Annotated in this window: 29 protein-coding genes; 19 read left to right on the forward strand and 10 right to left on the reverse strand. The window is 61.0% G+C overall.

Features of this window, described 5'->3' with window-relative positions; genetic code table 11:
• Positions 1-26: 26 nt before the first annotated feature.
• Together AOT96_RS28095 and AOT96_RS28100 are read right to left on the reverse strand one after the other, a co-directional pair.
• A complete protein-coding gene (locus AOT96_RS28095) occupies positions 27-1,202 on the reverse strand; it encodes a tyrosine-type recombinase/integrase (RefSeq protein WP_065352594.1) in 1,176 nt (391 codons plus the stop codon).
• Positions 1,189-1,800: a helix-turn-helix domain-containing protein gene (locus AOT96_RS28100; RefSeq protein ID WP_065352595.1), complete on the reverse strand. Its 612-nt coding sequence runs from the start codon at positions 1,798-1,800 to the stop codon at positions 1,189-1,191. The genes AOT96_RS28095 and AOT96_RS28100 overlap by 14 nt, the downstream gene beginning before the upstream one ends.
• An 88-nt stretch (positions 1,801-1,888) precedes the next feature.
• Here AOT96_RS28100 and AOT96_RS36110 point away from each other — a divergent pair, with 88 nt between their 5' ends.
• The 11 genes from AOT96_RS36110 to AOT96_RS28150 all read left to right on the forward strand — a co-directional run bounded on the left by AOT96_RS36110 (position 1,889) and on the right by AOT96_RS28150 (position 12,493).
• Complete coding sequence (locus AOT96_RS36110) at positions 1,889-2,116, forward strand: helix-turn-helix transcriptional regulator (RefSeq protein WP_231917363.1); 228 nt, start codon at positions 1,889-1,891, stop codon at positions 2,114-2,116.
• A 107-nt stretch (positions 2,117-2,223) separates the two neighbouring features.
• Positions 2,224-2,736, forward strand: a complete 513-nt coding sequence (locus tag AOT96_RS28110; RefSeq protein ID WP_156778983.1) for a hypothetical protein — start codon at positions 2,224-2,226, stop codon at positions 2,734-2,736.
• A 143-nt stretch (positions 2,737-2,879) separates the two neighbouring features.
• A complete protein-coding gene (locus AOT96_RS28115; protein ID WP_065352598.1) occupies positions 2,880-3,170 on the forward strand; it encodes a hypothetical protein in 291 nt (96 codons plus the stop codon).
• Complete coding sequence (locus AOT96_RS28120) at positions 3,167-4,525, forward strand: DUF3631 domain-containing protein (protein ID WP_156778984.1); 1,359 nt, start codon at positions 3,167-3,169, stop codon at positions 4,523-4,525. Before AOT96_RS28115 ends, AOT96_RS28120 begins: the two co-directional genes overlap by 4 nt.
• A gap of 280 nt (positions 4,526-4,805) precedes the next feature.
• Positions 4,806-5,090, forward strand: coding sequence for a hypothetical protein (locus tag AOT96_RS28125; protein ID WP_065352600.1), 285 nt, complete (start codon positions 4,806-4,808; stop codon positions 5,088-5,090).
• 407 nt (positions 5,091-5,497) lie between these two features.
• Positions 5,498-10,288: a transglycosylase SLT domain-containing protein gene (locus AOT96_RS28135; RefSeq protein ID WP_065352602.1), complete on the forward strand. Its 4,791-nt coding sequence runs from the start codon at positions 5,498-5,500 to the stop codon at positions 10,286-10,288.
• Between the two features lie 20 nt (positions 10,289-10,308).
• Positions 10,309-10,470, forward strand: a complete 162-nt coding sequence (locus AOT96_RS35420; RefSeq protein ID WP_156778985.1) for a hypothetical protein — start codon at positions 10,309-10,311, stop codon at positions 10,468-10,470.
• A 145-nt stretch (positions 10,471-10,615) separates the two neighbouring features.
• On the forward strand, positions 10,616-11,491 hold the full coding sequence (locus AOT96_RS28140) for a hypothetical protein (protein WP_065352603.1): 876 nt from the start codon (positions 10,616-10,618) through the stop codon (positions 11,489-11,491).
• A gap of 375 nt (positions 11,492-11,866) precedes the next feature.
• Positions 11,867-12,058: a helix-turn-helix domain-containing protein gene (locus AOT96_RS34895; protein ID WP_054187651.1), complete on the forward strand. Its 192-nt coding sequence runs from the start codon at positions 11,867-11,869 to the stop codon at positions 12,056-12,058.
• Between the two features lie 52 nt (positions 12,059-12,110).
• Complete coding sequence (locus tag AOT96_RS34900; RefSeq protein WP_083197677.1) at positions 12,111-12,302, forward strand: hypothetical protein; 192 nt, start codon at positions 12,111-12,113, stop codon at positions 12,300-12,302.
• A complete protein-coding gene (locus tag AOT96_RS28150; RefSeq protein ID WP_065352605.1) occupies positions 12,299-12,493 on the forward strand; it encodes a hypothetical protein in 195 nt (64 codons plus the stop codon). The genes AOT96_RS34900 and AOT96_RS28150 overlap by 4 nt, the downstream gene beginning before the upstream one ends.
• A 414-nt stretch (positions 12,494-12,907) precedes the next feature.
• Here the strand turns inward: AOT96_RS28150 and AOT96_RS28155 are convergent, their stop codons facing one another.
• Both AOT96_RS28155 and AOT96_RS28160 read right to left on the reverse strand, forming a co-directional pair.
• The gene (locus tag AOT96_RS28155) at positions 12,908-13,528 is read right to left on the reverse strand and encodes a YdeI/OmpD-associated family protein (RefSeq protein ID WP_042445829.1); all 621 of its coding nucleotides are present in this window, start codon (positions 13,526-13,528) and stop codon (positions 12,908-12,910) included.
• A 121-nt stretch (positions 13,529-13,649) separates the two neighbouring features.
• Positions 13,650-14,615, reverse strand: coding sequence for a helix-turn-helix transcriptional regulator (locus AOT96_RS28160; RefSeq protein ID WP_007735427.1), 966 nt, complete (start codon positions 14,613-14,615; stop codon positions 13,650-13,652).
• A gap of 110 nt (positions 14,616-14,725) precedes the next feature.
• On the opposite strand from AOT96_RS28160, the gene AOT96_RS28165 reads away from it, so the two are divergent.
• Entirely contained in the window at positions 14,726-15,667 is a 942-nt protein-coding gene (locus AOT96_RS28165) for an alpha/beta fold hydrolase (protein WP_042445952.1), read from the forward strand.
• Between the two features lie 680 nt (positions 15,668-16,347).
• On the opposite strand, the gene AOT96_RS28175 is transcribed toward AOT96_RS28165, so the two are convergent.
• On the reverse strand, positions 16,348-16,806 hold the full coding sequence (locus tag AOT96_RS28175; RefSeq protein WP_003941615.1) for a DUF5994 family protein: 459 nt from the start codon (positions 16,804-16,806) through the stop codon (positions 16,348-16,350).
• A 96-nt stretch (positions 16,807-16,902) separates the two neighbouring features.
• A complete protein-coding gene (locus AOT96_RS28180) occupies positions 16,903-17,298 on the reverse strand; it encodes a PPOX class F420-dependent oxidoreductase (RefSeq protein ID WP_042445944.1) in 396 nt (131 codons plus the stop codon).
• A gap of 187 nt (positions 17,299-17,485) precedes the next feature.
• Between AOT96_RS28180 and AOT96_RS28185 the strand changes: the two genes are divergently transcribed.
• From AOT96_RS28185 to AOT96_RS28205, 5 genes are all read left to right on the forward strand, one after another.
• On the forward strand, positions 17,486-18,673 hold the full coding sequence (locus AOT96_RS28185; RefSeq protein ID WP_003941590.1) for an inorganic phosphate transporter: 1,188 nt from the start codon (positions 17,486-17,488) through the stop codon (positions 18,671-18,673).
• A gap of 14 nt (positions 18,674-18,687) precedes the next feature.
• Positions 18,688-18,969: a hypothetical protein gene (locus AOT96_RS28190; protein ID WP_003941641.1), complete on the forward strand. Its 282-nt coding sequence runs from the start codon at positions 18,688-18,690 to the stop codon at positions 18,967-18,969.
• A gap of 34 nt (positions 18,970-19,003) precedes the next feature.
• Positions 19,004-19,330 carry a DUF3349 domain-containing protein gene (locus tag AOT96_RS28195; protein ID WP_003941653.1) on the forward strand — a complete coding sequence of 109 codons (327 nt, stop codon included), beginning with the start codon at positions 19,004-19,006 and terminating at the stop codon, positions 19,328-19,330.
• Positions 19,331-19,341: 11 nt separating this feature from the next.
• Positions 19,342-19,680 (forward strand): DUF3349 domain-containing protein, encoded by a 339-nt coding sequence (locus AOT96_RS28200; protein WP_042445790.1) that lies wholly within the window; start codon positions 19,342-19,344, stop codon positions 19,678-19,680.
• Positions 19,681-19,831: 151 nt separating this feature from the next.
• On the forward strand, positions 19,832-20,875 hold the full coding sequence (locus AOT96_RS28205) for an alpha/beta hydrolase (protein WP_172827113.1): 1,044 nt from the start codon (positions 19,832-19,834) through the stop codon (positions 20,873-20,875).
• Between the two features lie 72 nt (positions 20,876-20,947).
• Here the strand turns inward: AOT96_RS28205 and AOT96_RS28210 are convergent, their stop codons facing one another.
• The gene (locus tag AOT96_RS28210) at positions 20,948-21,340 is read right to left on the reverse strand and encodes a VOC family protein (protein ID WP_003941628.1); all 393 of its coding nucleotides are present in this window, start codon (positions 21,338-21,340) and stop codon (positions 20,948-20,950) included.
• Positions 21,341-21,396: 56 nt separating this feature from the next.
• On the opposite strand from AOT96_RS28210, the gene AOT96_RS28215 reads away from it, so the two are divergent.
• Both AOT96_RS28215 and AOT96_RS28220 read left to right on the forward strand, forming a co-directional pair.
• Positions 21,397-22,176 (forward strand): helix-turn-helix domain-containing protein, encoded by a 780-nt coding sequence (locus tag AOT96_RS28215; RefSeq protein ID WP_223304497.1) that lies wholly within the window; start codon positions 21,397-21,399, stop codon positions 22,174-22,176.
• A 2-nt stretch (positions 22,177-22,178) separates the two neighbouring features.
• Entirely contained in the window at positions 22,179-22,529 is a 351-nt protein-coding gene (locus tag AOT96_RS28220; protein WP_042445785.1) for an inorganic pyrophosphatase, read from the forward strand.
• Here AOT96_RS28220 and AOT96_RS28225 read toward each other — a convergent pair.
• Genes AOT96_RS28225 through AOT96_RS28235 form a run of 3 tightly spaced genes read right to left on the reverse strand, consistent with a single transcriptional unit; the run spans position 22,522 to position 25,440 of the window.
• The gene (locus AOT96_RS28225; protein WP_042445783.1) at positions 22,522-23,631 is read right to left on the reverse strand and encodes an LLM class flavin-dependent oxidoreductase; all 1,110 of its coding nucleotides are present in this window, start codon (positions 23,629-23,631) and stop codon (positions 22,522-22,524) included. The two genes, AOT96_RS28220 and AOT96_RS28225, sit on opposite strands and share 8 nt — an antisense overlap.
• A complete protein-coding gene (gene thiM, locus AOT96_RS28230; RefSeq protein ID WP_042445779.1) occupies positions 23,631-24,476 on the reverse strand; it encodes a hydroxyethylthiazole kinase in 846 nt (281 codons plus the stop codon). Before thiM ends, AOT96_RS28225 begins: the two co-directional genes overlap by 1 nt.
• A gap of 43 nt (positions 24,477-24,519) precedes the next feature.
• A complete protein-coding gene (locus tag AOT96_RS28235) occupies positions 24,520-25,440 on the reverse strand; it encodes a sulfurtransferase (protein ID WP_081305479.1) in 921 nt (306 codons plus the stop codon).
• Between the last annotated feature and the right edge of the window lie 107 nt (positions 25,441-25,547).

Raw genomic sequence — 25,547 nt, forward strand, 5'->3', positions numbered from 1 at the left:
GCTGACCTGCATCGGAACAAGCTAACTTAGCCTTCCGTCCGCAGGGCGTCCGCAGATTTTTCAGACGAGTCCATCCGTTTAGTGATCACAGCATCGATCGCTAAGCGGGTGGACTCATCTGCATCTGGCCATAGGTGCCCATAGATGTCTAGAGTCGTCTTCGCGCTCGCGTGCCGCAGCCGAGCCTGAACCGTCTTGATATCTGCGCCGGACGCAATAAGTAGCGAGGCCAGATAATGCCGCAAGTCATGAAAGGTGAACTCGTCCGGGAGGTCAACATCTCCTGTTTCCTTCACCGCTCGCAGAGCACGATCAATCAGCCATGGCGCTGCTGGCTTACCGGCGCCGTTTGTCACCATGTGTTCATGAGGCCACTGCTTCACTGATGCTGACAGCATTAGAGCAAGGGACTGCGGCACAGGAATCGGCGCAGCACTCCCCTCTGTCTTCAATGGCTTGTCTGGCCACTGCCGCTTCGGATGAACCACTCCCCTGATGAAATCGACATCGTCGACGAGCGCTGCGGAGGTCTCGGCGATTCGAAGGCCGGCAAACGCCCCGAGCAAGATCGCCACACGAAAATGTTCAGGCATCGCGTCATGTAGAGCCCAAAGCTGCTCAGTCGTGATTACGTAGACCTTGGCGCGCCCCATGGGCGGCGATGTTCGACGAGAGCACGGATTGCGGCCGAGCAGGCCGTCGTAGACCGCATCGCCGAGGATCTGGGACAGGCGCGAATGTAGAGCATAGATATATGAATCTGCGAAACCGTCCGTCTTCAGCTTCGATGTCCAAGCCTTGATTGTTGACGGGCGGACAGACGCCAAGCGAACGTTTCCGAACTCGGCGGTTATCTGTGCAATGTGAGTGCGCGCTTGCCTCACTGTGGATTCACGATGAACTCCGTAGCCAATGATCCACTGATCACACCAGTCTTGGACAGTCAGGTGAGCGTCTCTCGGTGCAACGTGAGTTCCCGTGCCGAGCGCGGTTGTGGCCGCATTGAGCCAGTTCTGCGCGTCAGCTTTCCGCTCAAAACCCTTCGCGTGCTCGGCGCCGAGGTCGTCGACGTACCGGGCACGCCACCGCTTCCCCTTACCGTCGTTTGCGCTCGGAACCTTCTGCTCGGCGTCGCCGACCTTGATCGTCTTGGTCCAACGATCCTCAACACCTGAACGGCGATTACGCCTAGGCGGAGTCATCACTTGGCTGCTTCGGTGCAGGCCTCAAGATCCTATGCGTGAGTGCATCTACCATCGCCTGCTTCACCTGGTCGCCCACTCCGCCATAGAGGTAGGCGTAATTTCGGCCTTCCTTTTGTAGGTCTTGATCGACCATCTCAAAGAACATCTCGACCTGTCTGTGCAAAACACCAATTGCGTCACCATGTTCCGAAACTTCCAACATTTCCTCGTTTACCGCCGGGGTGATTCCCCTCAGAGCCTTGTCGACCGCGATGAGCCCCTGCAGAAGTAGTTGCCGAGACGTGACGAGGGAGTGATTGATGACCACCAGGCTCCGTCGAAAGTCTCCACTTTCGGAAAACACAAGGTCGTCGAGCGTTAAGTCCAGAATGTCTGAAATAGCCACTGCCTCACGCAGTTTGGGCTCCCGCTGACCATTCTCGATTCGTGTAATGGCTGACGGGTCAATCTTCAGTCCGGCTTTTTGAAGAGCTTCGGCGAGCTGACGCTGGCTCCATCTCAATTTCTGACGAGCCTCCCTCATCATGTCGCCGAACTGTGCGTCGACCCCTGCCTCGGTCTCATGCTCTTGATCGCTTGGTTCACCCTGGTGCATGAATCACACCGTAGTGCTTGACAAACACCACTGGCAAGACCAACATTGCAAATGCGATCAACGCACCGTGATGTGAATGGAGCACCGAATGAATGTTCGAACAATCCTCCCGCCAGATCTGACTCACACCGCCGAGGATGATCCGATCATCGACACGAAACAGGTAAGCGGACTGACTTCGATTAATGAGTCGACGCTTCGGTACTGGGCCTCAATCCACGAAGGCCCTACCAGCTTCAAGTTGGGACGACGAAGGGTCTACCGCAAGAGTGTGGTCCTTAGTTGGCTGGCCGAGCAGGAGAGCAGGTCGGCGTAATGCGCCAATGCAGCAAAAACGGCATCAGCCGTGGGATTGCCGTCCCGCGAATTTCAGCTGATGCCGCCAGGAATCCCCTAGCCACTCTCACATAGCAGGAGGTTTTCATGTCCACCATAGGACACAACACCAGTAAAGCGGAAGACCTACGTCAGACGCCGTTCAAAAACTGCCGAGACTTCAACGCTGAGATGCTCCCGAAGATCGAAATCTCAGGCAAGGATCCCAACCCCTGGCTGAAAGACGCACCGCGGTGGTCGAATCCGAATCTCGATGTTCTCGACGAACCGGGCAGCGACGTCTGCCAGCCTGATCACGCCGAGTGGCGGTCCACCCCGCTGCGCATGCCGTACACGACCAAGTATGCAGTCGTGGATGTGGACGGAAACTGGACCACCGCAACGATTTACGCAAACATCAGTCAAAAAGTCGGCGACCGCGACCCCCACATCAATTTCGAGAGCCACGGATGGAATGCCGAGGGCGATCCGGTAGGCGACGACACGCCACTCAACAAGTACTCCCTGACGATCGAGGACGCCGGCAACCTCGCCCGCGCCCTTCTCCTTCTGATCGATCTCGCGCTCAATACTTCGGACGACCTCGGAGAGGTTGCGTAGATGGCGCCGATCGATGCCCTGGAGAGTTCGGCACGTCTCTCACAGGAGGACTTGAAACGAGATGAGGACGACATCCGGGAAGCTGCGAAATATCGAGAGGACCTGTGATGCAACGTAGTTCGATTGTCCGACCAGGTGGACCCGTGGATGCACTGTTGGGGGCTCACCCAGACTTGTGGCCACTCGCCATGCAGCAGCTCGACGGCATGCCGACAGGAACCGAGTTCACCGCCGCGCAGTTCGCGGAACGTCTCCCTCCCTATGCCGACGACAAGCCTGCTCGTCTGGGCGCTCTGATTCGAGAGCTCAACCGCAAGGGCTACGTCGAGTTCCACTCGTACGGTCCGCGTGCAATCCCCGGCGACTGGGATTCTCCAGCGCGGGTGTGGCGACGGACATCCAAATCCGCCGTCAAGGGTGGTGCTGCGACTTGAGCACCTCGCAGCCCGGTGTAGACGCCTTGCGATCCTGCGAGGCGTTCTACCGGAAATATGCCATCTATCCGACCGACCACCACCACACGGTGATGCCCCTGTGGGCTGCGCATACCTACGCCGCAACAGCATTCGACACGTCTCCGCGACTCTTCCTCGATTCCGCCGTTCCTGGATCGGGAAAGACTCGCACCTTGGAACTGCTCGACGAGACGGCATGTAACCCGCTCATGGCCTTCTCGGCGTCGCCGGCCGCACTGATCCGGACCATCGATCAGGGTGGCCGAACCATCCTGATGGACGAGATTGACACTCTCTACAACAAGGGCAGTGGCAATGGCAGCGAGGACATCACGGCGGTAGTCAATGCCGGCTACAAGAACGGTGCGAGGGTTCCGCGCTGCGTAGGTCAGGGTGCAGACATCCAGGTTGTCGAACTCGACGCCTATGCACCCATGGCGCTCGCTGGGCTGCACTCGAATGTGCCCGAGGCTGTCCGCTCGCGCTCGATCCACTTCAGGATGAAAAAGCGCAAGCCTTCGGAGAAGGTGTCCCCTTTCTATCGGCGTGATGTAGCCGAGGAGGCAGCTCCGATCCGAGAGGCATTCGAGGCGTGGATCGTTCCCCAGTTCGACGCCCTGCGCGCATCGCGTCCCAGGCTCCCCAAGGGAGTCGAAGACCGACCAGCGGAGGTATGGGAACCATTGCTGGCGATCGCAGACCTCGCGGGTGGGGAATGGCCCAAGCGGGCACGGGAGGCATGCAAGCACTTCGTGTTCGCCAAGTCCGGATATGCGCGGCCAATCGGCATCGACCTCCTCGCGGACATCAAGACGGTCTTCGGGGACAGCGAGAAGATGGCGTCAGCGGACCTCGTTGCCGCACTCGTCGCCATCCCTGATGCGGGATGGAACGACGTACGGGGGTCGTTCTTGAATCAGGCCGCCCTGGCTAATTTCCTGCGACCTTTCGATGTTCGACCGAAGGATCTGAAATACCCCGGCAACAAGGTCGTCAAGGGCTACCGGGTGGACGGTGATGGCGGACTTGCCGAGGCGTGGGAGCGGAACCTTGCCGCCGACACGGAGGAGGTCGACGAGGGTCAGGATGACGCCGTGCCCGCCCCCATACCTCCAGAGGCCGCTACCACCGCTACCCCCGCTACCGCGCAGGTCACAGCCCCGAAAGTGGTAGCGCCTCCGGTAGCGGGTAGCGAGGGCGCTACCAAGCCCGCTACCGATGCCAGGCCACTGACCAGCAAGGTAGCGGTGGTAGCGCCGGTAGCGCCTTCTCAGGGCAGGGGCGGGAAGAAGTCCGCGCAGGCATGGCTTCTGGAGCAGGAGGCGACGGCATGAGTGCGTGCGAGAAATGCGATCTGGAGCCCTGTGCGTGCCGTTGGATCGTTCAACTCGGCAGGGGTGGCAACTGGGAGTGGAGGCGCTCCGAGGCGCTGCGAATGTGGGATGAGCCGTTGCCGATAGTTAACGGCCGGTCGACATATCACTACTCGACATGCCCTTGCCCGCCCTGCTGGTCGCTCGCGCAATCGACCTACGAGAACTTCCCCAATGTCATCCCATTACCGATGCCTCCGGACAAGCCGGTTCAGGCAGTTGAAAATAGAAAGGCAACACAATGAGCATGCCCGAAGCAGTTCACCAGATCTGCGCACCGCAAGACTTCTCCCGAGGCTTTGCCGCGATCGCACACGCCAAACGCGGCGACATCGAGGGGGTGCAGATCGTCATCGACGAGGCCAATGAGCGCAACCGGTTGGCGGAGCTGACATTCGCGAGTCTCTTCGCCCTCGCTGACATCTTCAAGCTGCACATGGGTGACGAGTTCGAGAAGCAGATGGTCGACCTCGCAGCGCACGCCGCGTCGTACGGCGACATCACCCTGCCGGATGACGAGGGCTGACGCCGAACACCTCGGTGCAGGCGTGATCCTGCTCCGAGGTTCGGCTATCTCAGAGATGTACTACCTCGTCTCCGTTGCGATCAAGCAGCTGCAGCGGGACGGGTATCGACCCTCACCGCATGTGCTCAATCTGCAGGAAGAACTCAGGCTCGGCGCCCTTGAAGTGAAGGATGAACTGAGCAGACGGCGACAACGCGACGTCGCCAACCCCCCTATCCCGCAAGGATTATCCATAGGCAGCACTGAAGCCGCGGAAATCCTCGGATGCAGTAGACGCCACGTTCAACGAATCGCAAGTTCGTTGGATGGTCGGAAAGGGAGCGCCGGGGCTCTCGAATTCGACCGAAACGTCGTGATGGCTTACTGCGGGGCAAGGGGCTCCGCAGCGTAGTACCCGGAGGTAGCCCGTGAGTAGTGTCCAGTTTCAGGCAGGCACAGCATCAATCGCCATTGGACCCGACCTCACGGGCTTCCACCGGAAAGTCAAAGTTCAACTGCGCTCCGAGCGCATCGAAGCACCGGTCATCGTCGTACCGAACTTCGACAACTTCAGGCAGAAGCTCGAAACGGGTCTGGGGAGATTCAACGCCAATATCAAGGTGAAGGTCTCCCCGGACCTGTCCGGTTTTCGCCAGCAGCTTCGGGCGGATCTCGCAGCCACCTCAGGCGATTCCGCCGTCACCATTCCAGTTCGCCTCGATCTGACGGTGGCGCGTGAACAACTCCGCGCCTTCCGAGTCGAGGCCAGCCGCTCGATGCACGCGGACTTCGATCTCGACATCACTGCCGCACTCGCGCAGTTGGCAGCACTTCGCGCCGCATCCCAAGGGATCGGCAGTGTCGGCGGCATCGGCTCGATTGGCACAGCTGCCTCGGGGATTATCAACCCCGTTGGACTGGCCACCGCAGCCCTCGTTGGACTAGCCGCAGTCAGTCTCGTTCCACTGATCGGCCAACTCGCCCAGGCTGCGGGAGTTATATCACTGCTCCCTGCCGTAGCCGCCTCTGCCGCAGCAGGAATCGCAACCATCGTCATTGGTTCGACCGGAGTGTTCGACGCTTTCTCGAAGGGCTCGAAGGCCGCCGAGGAAGCCGCGAAGAATGCGGCTAAGACCGCGAAGCAGCAGGCGACGGAGGCGCGGGAACGTGCGTCGGCCGCGAAAGCTGTGGCAAACGCCGAGCGTGGCGTGGAGAAGGCCGCTGACGGTGTGGCTCGCGCCGAGCGTGGCGTCGGCACCGCACTGGACAATGTCGAGCGCGCTGAACGTGGAGTTACCCAGGCACAGAAGCGGTCAGAGGATGCCCAGAAGAGTCTGACTCGCGCCCGCAAGGATGCCCAGGAGCAGATTGAGGATCTCAAACTCTCCCTAAGGGGGGCTGAGCTCGACGAGCGCGGAGCGGAACAGGCAGTCCGCCGGGCCGAGCGGCAACTCCGAGACCTCTGGAAAGACAACAAGGTTGTCACCCCAGATGACGTCGCTGAGGCGACCCTCAATGTCGACGAGGCGAAGTTTCGTCTCGATGAGGTTCGTGAACGCAATGGCGATCTCCGCGAGGAAGTTGCTGCGGCGAATCAGGCTGGTGTCGAAGGTTCTGAGCAGGTCATCTCCGCGAAAGAAGCGATCGCTGATGCAGATCAGGGTGTCATCGATTCACAGAAGTCTCTGGCGGATTCACACCTTGCCGTAGCTGACGCGCAGGCTGCAGTTCTCGACGCACAGCAGAACCTTGCGGATTCACAGGAAGCCGTCATCGATGCTCAGCAGCGGGCCGCTGAGGCGACAATAGCCAGTGCTGACGCGGTCGACGAATATGCAGCAGCTCTGGCGAATCTGTCGCCCAACGCCCGCGCATTCGTGGAAGACACCCGCAGCCTCGGCGACGCCTGGAACCAACTCCGGCTTCAAGTTCAGGACAACCTGTTTGCTGGCCTCGGTGGATCGATCACCGATCTCGCGACGAACTACTTTCCGATCCTCAAGAACGGCCTCGGCGGCATCGCGACCGAGATCAATATCGGACTCAAGGGCGCGCTCGCTGATCTGTCGAGCGAGTCCAGCAAGCTCGACTGGACGAACATTCTCGAGAACACCCGACTCTCGATTCAGCCCGTCATCGACGGACTCTCGGATCTCTTTGGCAGCCTGACGAATATCGCCTCGATCGGTTCTGAGTTCCTACCCGGACTCAGCGGTTCGTTCGCGGACACAATGAAGGAATTCCGGGCATGGACGGAGTCCGACGAGGGTGAGAACTCGATCCGGAACTTCATGCAGAAATCGATCGACGCCCTCAAGGAGGTCAAAGATCTCTTCATCGAGGTAGGACGTGTCGTCGGCGGACTGTTCACCACTTCCGATGAATCCGGCAAGTCGATGGTCCAAAGTCTCACGGACACAATGCGTGAGTTCGCGGACTGGATGCGCACGGCCGAGGGTCAAGAGAAAATGAGGGCGTTCTGGGAGGACGTCCGTCACACGGTTACCGACATTCTCAACCTGGTCAAAGAAGCCATCAAGTTGGCGAACATTCTCTTCCCCTCTGGAGGCAGAACCGGACCCGGCGCCGGGCCGAATGACCCCAACGCCCCCGAAGGAAACACGCGAAACTCGGGCGTTGTCCCACCAATGGGCGCAGTGATTGACGGAAGCGCCGTCGACCCTGGCCATGTCGGCGGATTTCAGTACAACCTCGACCTCGGTGGCGCATGGAGGTTCCTGCGCAACGACAACGACAACGGTGCACTGCGCAACATCAAAGACTGGTGGAACGGCGCCTTTGGCCCTGGAGATGGGGAGACCAAGGAACAGCGTGAAGCGCGGGAAAATGGCCAACTGCCCACCACGGTTCCTGGTCCGAATACCGGCGGCGGCCGATCGGGTGGACAGAAGCAGTACACCCGCGAGGAGTGGGAGAAGACCTTCGGCGACGTCGAAGAATTCGACCGCCAACTCGATGAACTACAGCGCAAGTCAATCGAGACACAACAGGTTGGCAGCAGCAATTTCGGAACCCTCGGGTCGAATGTCGCGCAATCGCTACTTTCGCTCAGTACTGGCGATTTCGTCGGCTTCAAGTCAAGCCTCGAAGACCTCGGACGAAACATTCTCGGCACAACCGAGAGTGGCGGAATCAACTGGGGCAACCTCGGATCCAAGATCGGCGAGGTCGTAGGGAACATCACCGACACGATCTTCCCGGGTTTCAAGGATGGGCTCGGAACCCTCCTCGAATTCGGTCGCGGAATCGTCGAAGGCTTCGGCGGAAACTGGGATCGACTGAAGGAGATGGCCGCTGGTCCAATCAACTGGATCATCGACAACGTCATCAACGGCGCCCTGAAGAGCGCCTGGGATACCGTCGCCACGGTCTTCGGGCTGGATAAGTGGGACGGCGTTGGGCGCATTGAGACGGGGCAGGTTCTCGATGCTCGCGGCAACGATGGCGGCAAGACCGGGTACGCAACGGGCGGCATCCTTCCGGGCTACACCCCGGGCCGTGATGTCCATGAGTTTGCATCGCCAACCGGTGGGCGACTGCACCTTTCGGGCGGCGAAGCGGTAATGCGCCCGGAGTGGACCCAGGCCATGGGTTCCGGCTACGTGAACGGCATGAATGCCGCCGCACGAGCCGAGGGTGTAGCTGGCGTCAAGAAGCGAATGCAGTACTTCGCAAACGGCGGAATCGTCGAGTCGATGACTTCGGCCGTACAGGAGAAGTTCGGCGCCGGAATGCAAATGACCTCCGGTCTTCGCTACACCGACAACGGTTACCACTCGCAGGGCATGGCTGCGGACTTCTCGAACGGGTACTCCTCAACCCCTGAGATGCGTCAACTCGCAGGCTGGATTGCAGACAACTTTGCAGGCCGAACCATCGAGTTGATTCACGATCCGTTCAATCGCAACATCGGCGCCGGTAACCCGGTCGGTGACGGTTACGGGTTCTACGGCGCGGGCACGATGGCGGAGCACAACAACCATGTGCACTGGGCAGTCGCGGAACCGGTTGGCCCTGGCGGCGATCCGGCCGACGCGGATGGCGGCGGGCTGATGGGAAGTGTGCGCCGTCTTCTCGGCGGCGCAGTCAACTCCGCTCGCTCGGTCGCAGCTTCGACATTCGACAAGACGGTGTCGGGCATCGGTGCTGGCATACCGGATTTCGGACCGACGCTGATGGGTCAACTCCCCAAGGCTGCGTTCACCGCAATCAAGGATGCGATGACCACTGCAATTAGGGGCGCCTCCGGGCCGAATGATTCAGGATCAACACCGTTCGACATCGGCGCCGGCGCAGAACAATGGCGCTCCAAGGTGATCGAAGCTCTCCAGCGAGAGGGATTCGACGCCAACGAGCGCAATCAGAATCTGATGCTCGCGCAGATCCAGTCCGAGTCCGGCGGCAACCCGAACATCGTCCAGTCGGTTCAGGACGTGAACTCGGGCGGCAATGAAGCGGTGGGTCTACTCCAGGTCATTCCTGGAACCTTTGCGACCTACCGCAATCCGGATCTTCCGAACGACCGCACAGATCCCGACGCTTCGATGTCCGCGGCGTTGCGCTACTACCGATCCCGGTATGGCGACGACCTCGGGGCCATGTGGGGCCAAGGGCACGGCTACGCGCTCGGCGGGATCATCCCCGGATACAGCCCCGGCCAGGACAAGTTCCAGGTCGGAGTTTCCGGCGGTGAGTCGATCATGCGGCCTGAGTGGACTCGCGCTGTGGGTCCATCGTTCGTCGATGGCATGAACTCGATCGCCCGTAAGCAGGGCGTCGAGGGTGTGCAGCGGGCGATGGGCGCCGGAGTGATGGGAATGTTCGCCGAGGGTGGCGTCTTCACCCCAGAGGAACAGCGCCTCTACCTCGAAGGCCGACTCAGCAAGTTCGGAACCCAAGCGGGCGACATCGCCAAGAAGGCGCTCCCGGAGATCCTCGGAGTTCAAGGCACGCCCTTGGATCCGAACCACCGGTACTGGCAGGCAGCGATGGACATCCAGTCCGCTGCCATGGGAGCCCAAGCAGTCGGCCCGGTCGTCTCAGATCAGCTCGGGTCCAACTCGATTCAGTCCGCGATCGCCGAAGGTGGCCGCGTCATCGAGGAGCACATCCACTATCACGTCGCCGATATGGCCGAGGCGATTCAGAAAGAGCGCATCCGACAGAAGCAACAAGCCTTGTCGTTCACCGGACGCTAACCACAAGAAAGGAATCCACCATGACCGAAGCCCACGAAACAGACCCCGCACGACCGCTCGGCGCCGTCGTCGAGGAATACCTCAGCGGACTCACCGAGCAGGACTTCACAGACCTCGTTGCCAGGACACGTGAGCCGGTGCAGGAGGAGACCCTCTACCCGGCCTCCTGGCGGACTCAATGAGCCCTGAGGAAGAGGACGCACGCTCCGAACGCATCCTCGAGCAACTCAGGCTCGGCGGGTTCAAACCTGGAGCGTCGCCGGCCAAGTCGCCTGAACGCGACCACTCCTACCCACCCCATTGGAACACTGGACGAAGGAACGAACAATGACTGCCTACTACAGCTCGCTCACCACCACTGCCCACTGCAAGCGTCTCGTCTCCAGCATCAAGGCATTCGATATCCCGGTACCCAAGCCGCTCTCGGACACCCTCGATGCGTGGCAGCGCATGAAATCCTTTGCTGCTCCCTCTGATGCAGTAGCCGACGAGATCAAGGACAAGATCGTCCGCGGCGAGCTCACTGACGCCCAGCTCGCCACCCTGGCAGCCAAGGGCGCGGCCGAGCAAGCCGCCCGTGACTACATCGGCTCGATCACCGGCCATGAAGCGTCGTACGTCCGTCGCTTCCACGACGCTCTCGACAACGGCATCGCAGACGAGATCATAGAAGCACTGCGACCCAAGGTCGACCAGGCAATGGCAGCCATCGCCGCAGCCAAGGAGCACATCAACGGCGACGAGTCATTGGAAGCGTTCCTCAATCACGCTGACGCCGAGGCGCTCGACGCATGGCAGTCACTACCCGGATACATCGCGACCCTCGACAGGGCCGAGAGCATCCTCAACGACTTCCTGCCGGGCTCGAGCTTTCCCCTCTTCGAGTCGTCGCCGGCAACTCTCCGCATGTCAGCGTTCGCTGTGTTCTTCACCGACCCCTCACTCGGCAAGCTGATGGAAGCGTCACAGTTCTCTCACACCGGACGCAACGGGGACCGACGCGACAACCCTTGGTACCGAGTGATGACATCGATCAAGCTCAACACTCTCGCAGAGGCGCGTGAATACCACCGCGCATATCTCGAACAGGACTACGAGACGGTGAACCAGCCGTTCCGCGGAACAGTGACCGAGGACAACGGCATCGTGCAGGACGCACCGGTGCCGAACCCGTACCGCAAGCCCGAGCCTGCCGAGAGCTAGCCGGCCGGCCAACCCATCGGCGTCAACCTCACCACCGCGGTATCAAACGGGCAGTGCCGTGCGTGGATGGATGACCAGCTCATGACCCGCACCTTTCCGGAGAGGCTGGCTCAGTGCCGATGACAGGCCCTTACGAAGCACCCCTGGCCATACCCCCTCGATCGATCCACACGGAAGGGCGCTTTGCATTGAGCCGCTGACCCTGTACGGGATACAGGGTCGGTTCGAGGCCCGTTTCCTGGGCTTTTGCCGAGTTCCGGACCAAAAAGTGCGTGGGGAGAGAAGCGACGCAATGCGGAGCGGGTGGCAGCAGGATCGATCGAGGTTGCACCGGGAGGGTCTAGAAATTTGACCCCTCAGCCATAGGGTCAGGACATGAGCGAGAACATCGATACCCCATGGATGAACGTCTCCGAGGCCGCGGCGTACATGCGCCGGCATCCCGTCACCGTCCGCAAGGATCTTGAGTCCGAGCGCCTCCTCGGGTATCAGCGCAAGGCGCCGAATGGTCACTGGCGAATCCATCGCGACGACTGCGATCGGTTCCTCCGTGGCGAGTCGAGCTGACCTGCTCTCGGTTCAGCTGACATCAGGTCCAGTGGTGGCGCATGCTCACCGGATGAGAACTCCGCGCCTGCCGAAACGAGCACCCTGGCGACAGGAAGACGAGGATCATCTCCAGAAGGTCCTGGCTACCTTCCCTCCGTGGAACTCCGAACAGATCGCCGTAGCTCGTCGCTGCTTCGGCGCCGCACAGGCTCGCATCGAGGCGAGGGAAGAAGCGAACCGGCGGCAGAACGGCGACGCATGAGAACCCCATCGCTCCCCAAGGTTGGCCCGTGGACTGAAGACGATGAGGCTCACCTTCAGAAGGTGTTCGCCACGTTCCCCGTCTGGAACTCCGAGCAGATCGCCTTGATGCGTCGAATCTTCACGGCCGGTGCGGAAGCCGCTGCGCTCGAAGCAGAGGGAAAGTCTCCTCGACGCCGGGAAGCTCACTAGTGAGCGGGCCTGGTGGCGAACTTTATGGAATCCCGCGAAGTGAGTAGGGCTGTCACCAGTGACCATCCTTTGGGGGGGCGCAGTAGTGCGCCCCCTTTTACCCACATGCCGGAGAAGGGCGATTCCGTCCGCAGTCCGTCCGCAGTAGAACTAGCACCCCCTGCCACTGCAAACGTAACCAGCAATCATGCGCAGCCAAATTCAACAAAGCCAACGCAGCTTGCAATAACAAACGCGCAGAACGTAATCCGAGCTCTACTACGACGTGTGATCCGCATCCTGACGTAAGTCAGACCTGCGAGTACCGAGTCCGCCCGTCCCGCTTCTGCGGGGCGGGTGGACTTGTTTCGTCCGAGGGAAACCCCTCGGACAGATGATGACCGGCCTTCATACCGGACGCGGTCGAATCGCGGATCAGCCGCGGGCACGTTGACCGATGGCCGCATTGTTGACGATATGGGCGATTCGACCTGCCCGTGTTGCGTCTCGAGCGGCACTGACGATCCACCACAGCATCTGTTTGCGGGCGCTGGGCGGAAAACTGTCCCAGTTGCTTCGCGCTTGCGTGTCCAGGTCCAGCGCCGCCTGCAAGTCAGATGGTTCCTCGAGGTCTTCGACTTGGTCGAGAATCGTCCACCAACCAGTGGATTTCGCGGCAGCAATGGCACCACGACCAGCAGCGGTCATGAGGCCACGCGCCTCCATATCAGCTGCGCGTTCGCGGTTGAGTCGGGTCCAGGAACTCTTGCGTCTCCGCGGTGTGAACAGTTGCAAATTGCGCTCTTCGTCGAAGACGGTGTTGGTGGAATCGATCCACCCAAAGCAGATCGCTTCCTCAACGGCCTGAGGGTAGGGGCAGCGTGGTCGGCTGGTGGTGGTGCGCCAGGAGCACAACCACACTCCGCGGCCTGACGTGTGATTGTCCGTCAACCAAGTTCGCCACTGTTCGCGAGTCTCGGCGTGGATGATCGGGTAGTCGAACTTCCACGTCTGAGGGTGGACGGAAGCCGGCGGCGATGATTTCGAATCGGTCACTTACTCTCCAGCCTAGAGGGAATCGGATACGTGTCTCGATAGACGAGGGGCCTGCGCAGGGAACACGTCCCCGCGGCAACTTGGACGTGAATGGTCTTGTCGCGCAATCCTCTTCTGACTGTCATGGTGGCGAGACCCTGAGGTGAAGGGCGAGCCGACTGACGGTGTCGGCAAGCTCGGTTGGTTCGATGACGACCACTGGGGCGGTGAGCGCAATGCGCGCAACCGTCATGGCGAGCCTGCCGAGATCTTCGCTGCGGATCTCGACAAGGCAGCGGTCCGCTGCCACCTCGATCGGTGTGTGGTCAATCCATCTGAGTACGCCCTCGAGGTCGGCGAACGTAGCTTCGATGGCGAGTTTTGCATCGTGGTGACGGGGTGGCGAGCCAACTGATCTCGCGACGAAGCCTGCCGCGTCACCGCCCGGGATCTCGCGTGGCGTGAAATGACTGCCTGCCAGCCAGGGCTCCGAGAGCCGGTCCAGTCGAAATGTTCGCCAATCCGAACGATGGTGGTCCCATGCTACGAGATACCAACGACGCCCCGCCGTGACAAGGCGGTGCGACTCGACGAGTCGTCTGCTGCTCTCGCCATCACCTCGCCGATAGTCGAAACGAACGTGCTCGTGGTCGCGACATGCCGCAGCGAGCACACTGAGTGCTTCGGGATCGACGATGTCGTCATTTGCCCGCCGCATGGAACTGACGCTCGAATGCAGTGCCGACACACGTCGGCGTAGTCGATGGGGCAGGAGTGTTTCGATCTTCGTCAGCGCGCGCAGCGCCGTTTCTTCGATGCCTCCGATGGCGGCCTCGGCGGCGTAGCGCAGTCCGACGGCTACCGCCACGGACTCGTCATCGTCGAGGATCAGGGGCGGCACGTGCGCCCCCGTTGCAAGTCGGTAGCCCCCGTATTTTCCGGACGTGGAATCGACCGGATAGCCGAGGTCGCGTAGGCGATCGATGTCGCGGCGCACCGTCCGCTGCGTGACATCGAGTCGTGCGGCAAGTTCGGCACAGTGCCAGAAGCGATGAGTCTGAAGGAGCGAGAGCAGTTGCAGTGCTCGGCCTGTGGGATCGTTCCGCATTTCTTCAGATTGCCAGCGATCTAGGACTTTATGTGTCCACGATGCTCCCTATCGTCGGAGCAACCGGTCGATCCAGACACGAGATCGGTACTCGACTCAAAGGAGCATCCGTGAATCCATCCGACTTCCCCAGGCCCGTCCTCATCCCAGTGAACGGCGTGGAACTCGAAGTCTTCGAAGCAGGGCGACACAATGCCGGGAAACCCATCGTGTTGTGTCACGGATGGCCAGAGCACGCCTATTCCTGGCGATACCAGGTGCCCGCCCTTGTCGAGGCGGGCTACCACGTCATCGTCCCGAACCAACGCGGCTACGGCAATTCGTCACGTCCGACCGAAGTGACGGACTATGACATCGAACATTTGGCGGGTGATCTCATCGCACTTCTCGATCACTACGGCTACGACGATGCCACCTTTGTCGGTCACGATTGGGGTGCCTTTGTCGTGTGGGGCCTTACCCTGTTGCACCCGGACCGGGTAAACAAAGTGATCAACCTGAGCCTGCCCTACCAGGATCGCGGAGAGCAGCCGTGGATTGAGTTCATGGAAGCCGTGCTTGGCGGTGATTTCTACTTCGTCCATTTCAATCGACAGCCGGGCGTCGCGGACGCGGTGTTCGAAGACAACACCTTCCGGTTCCTCCGCAACCTGTACCGGAAGAACGAACCCCTCAGGGAACCTCAGCCGGGTATGGCGCTGATCGATCTCGCCAAAGCAGAGACACCACTCGGTGAGCCCCTGATGAGCGATAGAGAATTGGCCGTTTTCGTCTCCGCCTTCGAATCGACAGGATTCACGGGCAGTGTGAACTGGTACAGGAACCTTGACCGCAACTGGCATCTGCTGGCGGAGGTGGACCCGATCATCCAACAGCCCACACTCATGATCTACGGCGACCGTGACGCGATCGCGAGAGCTGAGAACCTGACAGAGTTCGTGCCCAATGTGGAAGTAGTCAATCTCGATTGCGGTCACTGGATCCAACAAGAAAGACCCGAAGAGACCAACCAAGCGATCTTGAACTGGCTGGAACGGCAGGATGCCACATAGTTTCAAGGCTAGGTGCGGTCTCAGTGAAAATGTCAGTCTCATTCAAGTCCAGTAGGGGGCTTGATCCGGACCGACCGTCTTCGAGATTTGGCGAGAGCGGCGGTAAACAAACCATGCACTCAACCCGACGATGGGCACAAGCCAAATCCCGACAGAGAAGGCGACAGCGCGCCACACACCGACTCGCCCGGACACAGAAACCACATCGGCCGTTCCGACAAGACACAGGGAAAGCCAAATCAAGGCGAGAATGAATCCGCCGCCGTACAGAAGAAAGAATGCTTCGAATCCGTCCATGCAGTCCATTCCACTGTCGGCGCAGTCCTGAAGCCCAGCCGCACCGAGTAGGGAAATGTTCACGGTGGCGATGCTACGGGCCAGGGCGTCCCGAACTGCCGAACAAGCGGGCGGATTCGGCGATGCGAACGCCGCTCAGCCCGAACAGAGTAGAAGCCCCACCCCCGTGGGGAGGGCGGGGCTTCCTCTGGTCCGGCGCTCACGCACAGTGGGAGGGTGGTGGACATGCCGGACCGACGACACGGCAGGGAGTCAAGCTGCCGCGCCCAAGCGCTGACCTGAAGGAATGCGCCTGAGATCGTGGTTACGAGAACCATCAAACCAGACAAACTGGACGCATGTTCAGGAATCGCGAGATTCGACCCCCGCACGTCAGAAAGATCTCACTGCACCCGATAGGTTTCGCTGCGGCCAGGATCAACCAACCGCCGCATGATCTCGTACGCGCGGTCCGGATCCGTGTACGGCGGAATCATCATCAGAACGAGTTGACGACCATAGATGTCGTCGAGATACATCAAATCGTGGGGCTGGCCAGGGTACGGACCCCGCACTTCCAGTCCGTCGACCTCGTCGATACGACGCTGCGCGCTGCTGATCGTGTTCCAGTCGAACGCAACCCGCGCGATCGGCCCCAACCTCAGCGAAAGTGCGGATATCAGATCGTGAAGCTCCGCCGTGACGTTCGTGGTCCACGGGAACCACGCGCCGTCAACCGATGCCTTGACGGCACCTTGCCCACGAAGCAGGAATCGCGGAGTCCGAGTCGGCGACGGGAAAGGTTGCCCGACATGGCGCTGCGGCGCTTCCATTGCATAGTCGAGAGTGCTGATGTGCGCCATGACGAGGCTCCTTGACGGAGGATTCGTGGAACCGTCAGGCAGAGGTGCCCGGTCGTGGGTTCCATACCTTCAGACTACTCCGCTACGCAATCCCGACTACGCATCGACGGAAATGATCACGCCGGTGTCGCCGTACGGGAACGGACCATTACCGATGTGACCGAGGGTGTTGAAGAATTTCGAAATAGGCACCATCACACCGTATTTCGCTTTGACTTTGCTGCGGATCTCGTCGAATTCAGCTCCACCGCTCACCAACTGAGCGGTCCCGGTGACCGGCGACGCACCGTCGGCAACCTTTCCGCGGTTGTTGCACGGCACTACGGTGACGCGTGGGTTGTTTCGCAGACGCTTGGCCTTACCCGACTTCGAGGAAGTCCAGAAGCCGATACGTCCGTCAGGCAGAGGCACGACCCACGTCGGCGTGGCTACGCCGTCACCGCTCTTACGGAATGTGGTGACCGAGATCGTCTTCTCTTCGCCCAGGGACATGAAACGAGCGTATGCCTCCACAACCTCCACGACCATGCACGCGAATGAATTTTCTCTACCCCAGGAGTTTCAAAACGGACAATTATCCGGACGAAGGTGAACAACAGGTGCCGAGTGGTGGAAATGTCGCGGAACGACCACGTCTGAGGTCGATTTGAGGCCCGGAGGTGTTGGAACATGACTTCTCGTGAATGCGGAACTCATCGTTCTCCTCGTCGTCGTCGTAACCGCTCTGGGGTTCGACTTCACCAACGGTTTTCATGACACTGGCAACGCTATGGCCACGTCGATTGCAACCGGCGCCCTCAAGCCCAAGGTGGCAGTCGCTCTGTCTGCTTCCTTGAACCTGGTCGGAGCTTTCCTCTCGGTAGAGGTTGCTGCCACCGTGGCCAAGGGCGTGGTGAACCTCGGAAATGTGGGTGGCCAAGCGCTGCTCACCATCGTCTTCGCCGGCCTTGTCGGCGGCATCATCTGGAACCTGGCAACGTGGTTGCTCGGCATCCCCTCGAGTTCCTCACACGCACTGTTCGGCGGCCTGATCGGCGCCGCCATCGCGTCCCTCGGCATGAGCGGTGTCGCCTGGAGCGGCGTCCTCAGCAAGGTTGTCATCCCCGCAGTTCTCGCTCCCGTCGTGGCCGGCTTGGTTGCCGCGGCCGGCACCTGGCTCATCTACCGCATCACCTCCAACGTCGGAGAAGAAACCAAGGACAAAGGTTTCCGACTCGGCCAGATCGGTTCGGCTTCACTCGTTTCCCTCGCACACGGCACCAACGACGCTCAGAAGACCATGGGCGTCATCTTCCTCGCCCTGGTCGCCCACGGAACCATTTCCGCCGACGCGGACATGCCGTTCTGGGTCAAGCTCACCTGTGCGCTCGCGATCGCTGCCGGAACCTACCTCGGCGGTTGGCGAGTCATCCGCACTCTCGGCAAGGGACTTGTCGAGATTGCCGCACCACAAGGCATGGCAGCCGAAGCATCCTCTGCTGCAATCATTCTCACCTCCAGCCACCTCGGCCTTCCGCTCTCCACCACCCATGTGGCGACGGGTTCCATCATGGGAACCGGTCTGGGACGCAAGGGCGCCGAAGTTCGTTGGGGCGTAGCCGGACGTATGGCGGTCGCCTGGTTGATCACTCTTCCGTCCGCTGCAATCGTCGGCGCTCTGTGCTGGGGACTGGCCAACATCGTCGGCGGCCTGCCCGGTGTCCTGGTCGTCTTCGCCGTGCTCATCGCGTTGGCCGGCTGGATGTACCTGCGCTCCCGCAAGGAGCCCATCGATCCGAGCAACGTCAACGCCGAGTGGGACGGCGGCCTGGTACCCGCAGAGGTCCCCGGTCCGGACGCCCGCGTCACCACCGACGTCAAAGCCTGAAAGAGGGAATCGACATGGATATCTTGAAAAACACCGTCGACTCGCTCTGGCAGGTCGTACTGGTCGGCCTCCTGCTGGGCGCCGGACTACCGGCGATCTTCGCAATCGGCCTGAAGTCGCTCGACGCCGGACAACGTGGCAGTGGCGGCGGGAGCACTGCCGTCGCGGCTCGCAGTCCGTTGGCCGTGGCAGGCGCAGTGGTGTGCTTCGCGGTCGTGCTCATCGCGATCGTCACCGGAATCCTCTTCATCATGCAGGGCTTCCTCAGCCACACATTCGGCATCGAGATCTTCTGATCCCGTGCACCCTCACGAGCGGAAAGACATCACCGTGACTGCACCGACTCCATCCCTTCCTCAATCCATTCTTGACTGGCTTCGCGCCGGCTACCCCGAAGGCATACCGCCCAAGGACCGCATTCCGCTGGTCGCATTGCTACGACGCAAACTCTCGGACGCGCAAATTCGAGACATTGCCATCGGCGCTGCACTCGCAGAACTGAGCGACGTCAACAGCGACCAGGTGATCTCGAGCGACGAGATCAGCGCTCAGATCGCCGATCTGACGAGCCAGACTCCCTCGGACGAGGACATCGCGCGCGTTGCCTCCGTCCTTGCTGCCGCCGGGTGGCCCCTCGCTGATCTCGACAACCACTGAAGCTCGATTCGTTGAGTCTTCCACCACTTCTGGCTTCGATACTCGGCTGGCTGCGTGCCGGGTATCCGAACGGTGTGCCGGAGCAGGACTACGTCCCTTTGATGGCCCTGCTCCGGCGACAACTGTCCGACGACGAGATCGCCGTTCTTGCTGACGATCTCGTCGCCGGCTTTCCGCTTCCGGTCGATCCGATGGACTTTCCCGGTTCGGTCGATCCGATCGACATCGGCGTCCTCATCACCAAGGTCACCGACGATATTCCGCACGAATCGGACGTCGCTCGGGTACGTGAACACCTGATTCGTGGAGGTTGGCAAATCGTGGCACAACCTCCGGTCGACGACGCCTGACGGCATTACGGTAAATCGGACCAGTTTGATAACGAACCGGTAACGGTGCCGTCGAGGTCAATACAGACCACTTAGTGTCATAAGGAATTCCGCGCCTCGGGGGGCTCGGTCGGATTTCGGTGTGCAAGCACCTTTGGGGCGGGAGTGATACATGCACGAGGCTCACACAGATTTGGCGAAGAACCCAGATATTTCGAACCCGGATCTTTCGAGAAACCGTATTTCGAAACGAATCAAGCGTCGGATCCTGGGCCTCGCAGCGACAGCACTCGCACTCCCCCTGACCGCAGGCCTGATCAGCGGATCGGTAGCGACCGCAGCGCCCGCGCGTACCGCCCCGGCCGGTGGCTACGAGGAAGTGTTCGTCGACTCGTCGATGGGACCGATCAAGGTTCAGATCCAGTGGGCTTCGCGCGGCGGCAACGCGGCGCTCTATCTTCTCGATGGCCTACGAGCACGCGACGACCGAAACGCATGGAGTTTCGAGACCAACGCTCTCGAGCAGTATCGCGGCGACAACGTCACCCTGGTCATGCCGGTCGGCGGGCAGTCCAGCTTTTACTCCGACTGGTATGCGAACAGCAATTTGAATCGCCAGCCGGTCACGTACAAATGGGAAACCTTCCTCACCCAGGAACTTCCCGCCTATCTGGAATCGCGCGGCGTCTCCCGAACCAACAACGGCGTGCTCGGACTGTCCATGGGTGGCAGCGCGGCACTGACGCTAGCCGCCTACCACCGCGATCAGTTCAAGTTCGCCGGTTCGCTCTCGGGATACCTCAACATCTCAGCTCCAGGCATGCGTGAGGCGATCCGGGTGGCCATGGTCAGCGCCGGGTCCTTCAATGTCGATGCAATGTGGGGACCGCCGTGGAACCCCGCTTGGCTCCGCAACGATCCCTTCGTGTTTGCACCCGAACTGGCTGGGCTCTCGCTGTACATATCCGCTGCGAGCGGCCTGCCCGGGCAGTTCGATCAACCGCGTCGGCCCGTCGACTTCGTGAATACCGGTAGTGCCATCGGGCTCGAGGCCCTTGCCTTGATGAACTCACGGGCATTCCAACTGCGCATGAACTCCCTGGGAATTCCGGCAACGTACAGCTTCCCGGCCAACGGCACTCATTCGTGGCCGTACTGGGGTGCAGAACTGTGGAAGGCCCGAGGCCAGATCCTCGACACCCTGAACGCTTGGTGAACTGACAACGACTCGATCACCGACAACCGCAGGCCCCGACCGATATTCGTTCGGGGCCTGCGTCGTTCGAATTCAGAGCGCGGCAAAGAGATCCACGGTATTGCCGTCGGGATCGAGAAGAACGGCGTAACGCTGCCCCCATACGGCGTCGAAGGGCGCCTTGTGCCCGGGGAAGTCGGCTGTCATGCGCTGATACGCCTCGTCTACTGCGGCGGGAGTCCCGAAATCGAAGGCCAAAGCGACGGGGTGTCGACCTTCCCCGACAGCGAAGTCCGGATCGAAGCTCGCGATGGTGGACAGCGCGTCCCAGGCCAGCCGAAGCCCACCGTCGAAAGTGAACTCCACATGCGGAGCGTCAGCGGGTGTTTCCGGAATGTCGAGCCCGAGGGTTCGGTAGAACGCGAGGGAACGCGCGAGATCGTTGGTGACGATTCCGACGAGATCGAGTCTCGGAGAGACGGACACGGTATTTCTCCTGTTTCGGGTCGAGAAGTGATCGGCGAGTGTGTGACGATGATCTGATGACCGGCACTGACACCCTCGCTCTCGACGGTAGTCGGACGGTAGCGTCGAGTCTTGAACAAAACGGCCACACCTATGTCGAGACTCGGATCACCGGTTCGGCCGGCCTCTTCAGTTGCACGTGGAAAAGCACCAGCGAAGCCCATACGCCCACGGAAGCAAAGCGGATTCTTCCCGATCTCTGCGCCGACTTCATCGTCGACAGCACCGGAAAGTCGTGGCTCGTCGGACCTGCCACCGGTGCCGATCTGGTTTCGGTCGCCGCCGGTACAACCATGTGGGGCATCCGGATCAATCCACCGGCTCTGCGGAGCCTGCTCGGCACAGCTGCCGACGCGGTGCAGGATTCGAAGATCGCCTTCGACGACATCCTCACTTCCAGACAAGCGCGGGTACTTGCCGACGCCCTGAGCCACGAGGCAGTCGACGCTCACCTACTGGGCCAGTTGTGGCGCGGACTGGAACCCGACCACGGAATCGAGCGTGGTTACTCCGCGCTCATCTCCTCCCCTTCCACGCCGATACGAGAGATTGCTGCAGACCTCGGTGTTTCCGAACGTCATTTCAGACGATCGATCACGTCAGCGGTCGGGCTGTCCCCCAAACTGATTCAGAAGGTGCAACGAATGCAGGACGTGTTGACTCTCAGCCGCGGCGCAAAACTCACGCTGTCGTCGCTGGCCGGTCGCGCCGGCTACGCCGACCAAGCCCACCTCGCACGCGATACGCGTGCACTGGCAGGTCTGACACCGACTCAGCTACTGCGTGAGCACCGGTAACGATGAGCGAAGAACTGTTCGCCGCCCTCGATCACCTGGCTGCCACGTCAGCTGTCGTGATCGATCGCCCCCGAGGGTCGGCACACCCGCGGTACCCCGATGCGATCTATCCGCTCGACTACGGCTATCTCGACGGCACGGTCAGCGCGGACGGCGACGGGATCGATCTGTTCCGAGGCTCGGCCGTCGGCAACGGTGTTGTCGCCGTGGCCGTTGTTGCCGACATCGTCAAGAAGGACGTGGAAGTCAAGATCCTTCTCGAATGTACTGCGCCTGAAATCGACACTGCCACAATATTTCTCCGTGACGTTCTAGGTCTCGGTGCCACTGTCTTGCGGCGCGCCGTCAGCTGAGTTCGTCGAATCGCGGAACAAGATGCTCCGCAACCCACTTCGCTTCCTCGATCAGCGGCCAACCTGCCAGGATCAGTGCAGTCAAACCGGTTCGGCCGCGAAGCGTGCGTACCGAGTCCGTGATCGAATCCGGATCGCCGACGTAATACACCGCCGATGACCCGGTGCCGAAGATGTCGAGGGGTGACCACGCCGTGATACCCGCGTACAGCCCGTCACCGACGTACAACTCCTCCGGTTCCGGAAGTCGGCCGGAGGCAATCTTGTCCGCCCAACCCTGCCGCTGAGCGTCGCGGGCGGTGAAGGTCTTGAGGTCTTGCTTCCCCTGAGTACGACGACGCACTGCGTTGTCCAAGACATGAGCGATCTGCTCGACGCCCGTCTTCTCGAACAACGAACGGAACCGGTCGTGCGCCTGCGCCTTGGTGGGGCGAACGATCACACCGGTGAGCGCACCGAAGTCGGTGAACTCGCGCCCGGCTGCCTCCGCCGCCGCCCGTGCGGCAGAGAATTTGTCTTCGATGAACGAAGTCTCGCGCAGCATCGCCAAGTAGGTGTCGAGCACCTTGCCTGAATTCGCCAGGCCTGCAGGCGAATCACCGGTACCCCACAGCGGAACCTGATGCCCAGCGGGCGCATCGATACGCAGTGGTGTGTTGGGAAAGTTCGACTCCGTGCCTTCGGCGTAGATGCGGCGGAAGTCCGCCCAGTACTGCTCCCCCAACTCGTAACGCTCGTCGTGGGGCACGTTCATGTCGTACTTGGTCAGGATGTTCTCGCGTCCGTTGACCGAGTTGATCAACAGTCGGCCGCCGCTGAAGGCGTCGAAAGTCAATGCCTTCTCCGCCAGCAGTCGCGCCGGCGTCATGTTCGCGTAGACGGCGACGAGGAACTTCATGCGCGTGGTGTGCGCTGCCGCCCACGTCGCCGAGATGAACGGATCGTTCGGCCAGGTGGCAACAAGCGCACCTTCGAATCCGCCGTCGTCGATGGTCTTCGCGAGCTCGATCTGCCTGGCCCCGTCCACGGGGAACAGCCCACCGGGGCTCCACGGGTAGTCCCCGTCTGCCTGGGTGAGATACCAGAATGTCTTGATGCCCATCAGTTCTGCACTCCAGCCGGCAGGTCGAACGATTCGATTCGGGCACGCGAACGGATGGTGTCCGCATTCACGCTGTAGAGCGCGTCGAGGTATGCGACCGCGAAAGAACCGGGGCCCGAGGCATTTTCCTCGGCGATCTCCGATGCCACGGCAACATGCGTGTGCGCGGCAACCAATCCGTCCAGCGCGGTCGACGTGACGGCGAGGTAGGCGGCGACAAGACCGCCCAGAGAGCAACCGGTACTGGTCACGCGCGGCAACAGCGCGCTGCCACCGGAGACTCGGATGCCCTGGGTGTCACCGCCCGCATCGCGGCCGACGATGTAGTCGACCGGTCCGGATGCCGACACGGCATCCGCATGCTTCAAGAGTGACAGAGCGGCGGGCACCGCGTCGGCGGAATCGGAGGCACTGTCGACGCCGCGGGTGTCACCGCCGAGTCCGGCCAGAGCGATGATCTCCGATGCGTTCCCGCGGATGGCGCTGGGGTGAAAGCGCAGCAGATCCACAGCGATACCGCTCCGCCAGGGTAGTCCGCCGACACCGACGGGATCCAAAACCCATGGCGTACCGGCAGTTCGGGCCGCTTCTGCTGCTATCAGGAAAGCTTCGGCTGTCCCGTCGTCCGGCGTTCCGAGGTTGACGAGCACTCCCCCGGCGACGGCAGCGAACCCACCCGCTTCGTGGACGTTGTCGATGTGAGCGTTGCTTGCGCCGGCGGCGAGCAGAACATTGGTCAAGAAGTTCGCAGAAACGATGTTGGTCAGCGACTGGACGAGCGGTACCTGATCGCGGAGTGCGTCGATCGCCGACGCGACGGTTTCGACAGAGACAGTGTCAGACATGAGAATTCCTTCAGAACGGGAGGTAATTGAGGACTGCGGCGATTCAGGACCGCGGACATCGAACATCCGCAAGCGCGCCGCCGGGCTCACCGCCGACAACCATCGGCAAAGTCGGATCTGCAGTCCATTCCTCCAACGAACCGTCGTAGACCTTGACGTCCTCATAGCCGCCGCGGATCAGTGCGAGTGCTGTCAGGCACGCCGAAACTCCACCGCCGCAATAGATCACGACAGGTTCAGCGACGGCTGGTAGAACGTCAGCAGATTTCGACCGAACATCGTCCGCCGGAAGCATCCGGGCATCGGCGTCGAGAAGACCCTTCGCAGACAGATTCACACTTGACGGAATGTGTCCGCGTCGCGAATATCGCGTCTTCTCCGTTCCCTCGTACTGCTCAGGCGCCAGCGCGCACACCAGCGTTCCGGCTTCTTCTCCTGAGGACAGTGAGGCAACGCGAGGTAGATCGACCCACAGGCCAAGGTCCGTCACACTCCAACGCTTCGACGCCGACGTGTGGGTGACGTCGTCGCCGCTCGCGAGGGCGAAGCCGCACCGAGTCCATTCGGCGAGGCCACCGTCGAGGACCCTTGCTTCGATGCCGGCGTTGCGAAACACCCACCAGAGCCGTGATGCCCAGGTGGTCGAACCCTGGTCGTAGATCACGATTGTCGCACCCGGTTCGATACCACTGGATTGGAGATCGGAAATCAACTGCTCCGTTGACGGTCGTGTGAAATGCAGCGCCGCTTCCCTTTCGGAAAAGACGTCCATGAGGTCGACGTGTCGGGAACCCGGGATGTGCGAGGAAACCCAGCCGTCGTACCCGGACTCCGGGCGATAGTCGCCGTCGAATCGCGCGGGAGGAAAATGAACCGTCGCGTCGAGCACAGCGACGCCTCCCTCGCGCAGCATCGCGTCGAGTTCAGCAGCACTCACCAGCGGCGACGCGGTCTCTCCAGCCACTTCAGACCCTCTCCCTCGGAAACGAACAAGCACGAACCTAAATGAGTACTAGCGTATACGCAAGTACTCACTCTTCGCCGATGGCATAATCGAACGCGCTCTACTTG

This window comes from Rhodococcus sp. 008, assembly GCF_001682295.1.
Classification (GTDB): Bacteria; Actinomycetota; Actinomycetes; order Mycobacteriales; family Mycobacteriaceae; genus Rhodococcus_F; species Rhodococcus_F qingshengii.

Excerpts from the sequence above, each read along its gene's own strand:
- AOT96_RS28095 (WP_065352594.1), bottom strand. The coding sequence starts at position 1,202 with ATGACTCCGCCTAGGCGTAATCGCCGTTCAGGTGTTGAGGATCGTTGG.
- AOT96_RS28100 (WP_065352595.1), bottom strand. The coding sequence starts at position 1,800 with ATGCACCAGGGTGAACCAAGCGATCAAGAGCATGAGACCGAGGCAGGG.
- AOT96_RS36110 (WP_231917363.1), top strand. The coding sequence starts at position 1,889 with ATGAATGTTCGAACAATCCTCCCGCCAGATCTGACTCACACCGCCGAG.
- AOT96_RS28110 (WP_156778983.1), top strand. The coding sequence starts at position 2,224 with ATGTCCACCATAGGACACAACACCAGTAAAGCGGAAGACCTACGTCAG.
- AOT96_RS28125 (WP_065352600.1), top strand. The coding sequence starts at position 4,806 with ATGAGCATGCCCGAAGCAGTTCACCAGATCTGCGCACCGCAAGACTTC.
- AOT96_RS35420 (WP_156778985.1), top strand. The coding sequence starts at position 10,309 with ATGACCGAAGCCCACGAAACAGACCCCGCACGACCGCTCGGCGCCGTC.
- AOT96_RS28140 (WP_065352603.1), top strand. The coding sequence starts at position 10,616 with ATGACTGCCTACTACAGCTCGCTCACCACCACTGCCCACTGCAAGCGT.
- AOT96_RS34895 (WP_054187651.1), top strand. The coding sequence starts at position 11,867 with ATGAGCGAGAACATCGATACCCCATGGATGAACGTCTCCGAGGCCGCG.
- AOT96_RS34900 (WP_083197677.1), top strand. The coding sequence starts at position 12,111 with ATGAGAACTCCGCGCCTGCCGAAACGAGCACCCTGGCGACAGGAAGAC.
- AOT96_RS28150 (WP_065352605.1), top strand. The coding sequence starts at position 12,299 with ATGAGAACCCCATCGCTCCCCAAGGTTGGCCCGTGGACTGAAGACGAT.
- AOT96_RS28160 (WP_007735427.1), bottom strand. The coding sequence starts at position 14,615 with ATGCGGAACGATCCCACAGGCCGAGCACTGCAACTGCTCTCGCTCCTT.
- AOT96_RS28175 (WP_003941615.1), bottom strand. The coding sequence starts at position 16,806 with ATGGCGCACATCAGCACTCTCGACTATGCAATGGAAGCGCCGCAGCGC.
- AOT96_RS28180 (WP_042445944.1), bottom strand. The coding sequence starts at position 17,298 with ATGTCCCTGGGCGAAGAGAAGACGATCTCGGTCACCACATTCCGTAAG.
- AOT96_RS28190 (WP_003941641.1), top strand. The coding sequence starts at position 18,688 with ATGGATATCTTGAAAAACACCGTCGACTCGCTCTGGCAGGTCGTACTG.
- AOT96_RS28205 (WP_172827113.1), top strand. The coding sequence starts at position 19,832 with ATGCACGAGGCTCACACAGATTTGGCGAAGAACCCAGATATTTCGAAC.
- AOT96_RS28215 (WP_223304497.1), top strand. The coding sequence starts at position 21,397 with ATGACCGGCACTGACACCCTCGCTCTCGACGGTAGTCGGACGGTAGCG.
- AOT96_RS28220 (WP_042445785.1), top strand. The coding sequence starts at position 22,179 with ATGAGCGAAGAACTGTTCGCCGCCCTCGATCACCTGGCTGCCACGTCA.
- AOT96_RS28225 (WP_042445783.1), bottom strand. The coding sequence starts at position 23,631 with ATGGGCATCAAGACATTCTGGTATCTCACCCAGGCAGACGGGGACTAC.
- thiM (WP_042445779.1), bottom strand. The coding sequence starts at position 24,476 with ATGTCTGACACTGTCTCTGTCGAAACCGTCGCGTCGGCGATCGACGCA.